We start from the raw sequence: 521 nt of genomic DNA on the forward strand, positions 1-521 counted from the left end.
ACCGAGATACCGGCCTGGAACGAACCGCCGTCGTAGAGGTAGGCGATCGAGTTGAACTCGGTGACGTTGCCGAGCGTGTCGGTTTCGCCGTTCAGGCCCTTATCCCACCAGTTGTAGAAGAAACCAGCCTTGAGGCCACCGAGCTGGATGTAGGCTTCATCAACGTCGATGAAGTCGCTGTCGCCAGAGTCGGTGTCGTTGTCGGCGTTGAACTCAGCAGCGAAGAAGCCGGTGAGCGTGCCGTACTCGGTGTCGCTCTTGGCGTCGAACGAGATGTAAGCGCGCGAGAAGGCATCCCAGTCAGACGTGGACTCGTTCGGGCCGCCGTTGTCGAGGAAGTCGTGATCCGCCTGGTTGTAACGGCTGGTCGAAGCGTCACGACCAAACGAAGTCTGGAAACGGATGAAGCCGCCGATCTTGAGGCAGGTTTCGGTGCCCGGGATGTAGAAGTAGCCAGTGCCGAAAGCGTCGCAAACGCGAACGTATTCCATGGGCTCCGGCTCGGCTGCGACGATTGCGTC

General features: G+C 59.7%; 1 protein-coding gene. It reads right to left on the reverse strand.

Annotated elements, in window-relative coordinates; all coding sequences use genetic code 11:
• Positions 1–521, reverse strand: a 521-nt coding sequence (locus tag V7S54_RS33255) for a porin (protein ID WP_336557630.1), incomplete at both ends; no start/stop codon positions are given.

Source organism: Ensifer sp. CCNWLY38, assembly GCF_037120565.1.
Classification (GTDB): domain Bacteria; phylum Pseudomonadota; class Alphaproteobacteria; order Rhizobiales; family Rhizobiaceae; genus Ensifer; species Ensifer adhaerens_H.